Here is a 1,752-nt window from a genome sequence, read left to right as displayed (position 1 = left end):
GGCGTTCTTACCTTCTGTTTCGAATGCTCAAGAAATCAATCCTCTGCGTGAAGCGGGTGTATTAAAGCAAAAGCAGGTCTTGTTTCTCTTGGCGATGGTTTCGGTTGGGAGCATCAGAATGATTTTCTGTTTTCACTTATATTAAGTCGATGTTAATGCATGTTTCTGATGTTTTTCTTGATTAGGTGCCATTCATTATGCCGTTAGTTGGTTGGGAATGGTTGTAGGTAATCTTTTAGGGTCTAAATTTGCCGTTAAAGTTGACACTTCACCGATGATATTTTTTGCTATGCTTTGGAGCACATTTATTTTTTTCTTTCTGCCCTATACTCTGTTAACGGCAGTATTTGGATGTTTTTTGGTCGGTAATTTAATTCTTTTGCAGCTATGCCTTCTCTAGACAACCGAAAATTATGGATGTTGCTATACATGGACAGATTTTGGCGGGAGCATTCATGCAATCTGCTTTTAATATTGCTTGGGGTAGAAATTGGAGCATGAGTTTTGAAATTAGGCTATAGTTATGAATATATTTCTGTTCTTGGGTGATAACTCTCTGTAGGTTATTGGTTTTTTTGTTTCTTATTAGTATGCGGAAAAGCATGATCAAAATTTTTCTCAGCTATGAATGTTTCTTGAAAAGAAAGAGTATTTTTCATTTATCTAGTCATTTGATTGTCCAGTTGGATTTTTAAATATGCTATAGGAAACACGTAGAGCAAATGGGATACCAAGACAAAATAAAAGACTGATGAGTGCTGCAAGAAGAGCTTTTGCTGCTAAAATTATTCCTATTATTCCTCCAGGATTAAAAAGTCCAGCAAGATTTGTGATTATTCCTGCTAGTGTTGCACTCAACGCAGCTGAAAATAGCTGTACAGAGGTAAGCGATTCGCTAGCACGCAGAGAATCTTCATCATTTGCACATTGTAAGATTCGTGTTAACAAATGGGGCCATGCTATACCAGCACTCATTCCGATAGCAAACAATGCTAAGCAAATGATAAAAATATATTCAGGTGCAGAGACTTCTGTTGGAATGAGCCATAAAAGAATGCCTATGCCTAATAAGTTTAATATGGGAGAATAAACAATGATATTGTGAATTTTTTTTACGGATATACCGGCGCTTGATAGGGCACCACATGTCCAACCGAAGCTCATGAGTGCTGCTATGTAACCAGCAATAAGTGGGGCTTGTCCATGAAGCTCTTGAAGAAAAAGTGGAAAATAAAGCTCTATACTATACACGACAATAGTCATAATGAGGATCAATGCGTAAACAGGAAAAAGCTCAGAAGAGAAGGAAAAGGATTTACGTGGCAACATAGGATGAAGTGTAGATGATTCGATTTTTGCGAGAACAAAGAGAAGACTTCCAATGACTAACCCACAGATTTTGATAACTGGTGTATCTATAGTTCCCCCGGCAGAAATGATAAAAATCAATAAGGTAAGTGTGAGGAGTTGTGGAAGCGGGAGTGGAGATATTGGAACATAGTTTTTATTTTCTTTCGGCAAAACTTTAAAAGCTATGAGTGAGAAAATTATTGCTAATGAGCCAATGATCCAAAAGGATGCTCTCCATATGCCATATTGTACAGAAATGCCGCCGATAGCTGGTCCTAACAAGGTCGATATTCCCCACATTCCAGAGATAATACTCAATGCATGTGACCATAAAGATGGACTGAAAATAATACGTACCATGGAATAGGATAAGGATAGCAGAGAACCACTTCCGAATCCTTG

At 37.7% G+C, this 1,752-nt stretch carries 1 protein-coding gene and 1 pseudogene; one reads left to right on the top strand and one right to left on the bottom strand.

Going from position 1 to position 1,752, the window contains the following annotated elements; translation table 11 throughout:
- Nucleotides 1–628, top strand: a pseudogene (locus ACFIK8_RS08880) (MFS transporter); the annotation flags it as partial.
- Between the two features lie 35 nt (nucleotides 629–663).
- On the opposite strand, the gene ACFIK8_RS08875 reads toward ACFIK8_RS08880, so the two are convergent.
- Nucleotides 664–1,752: MFS transporter (locus tag ACFIK8_RS08875; protein WP_375669210.1), on the bottom strand; the 1,089-nt coding region annotated here is incomplete at its 5' end.

The sequence above is a fragment of the Bartonella sp. MR168JLCBS genome, from assembly GCF_042194175.1.
The sequence above is the reverse complement of the archived record's forward strand: the minus strand, read 5'-3'. Positions and strand labels throughout refer to the sequence as shown.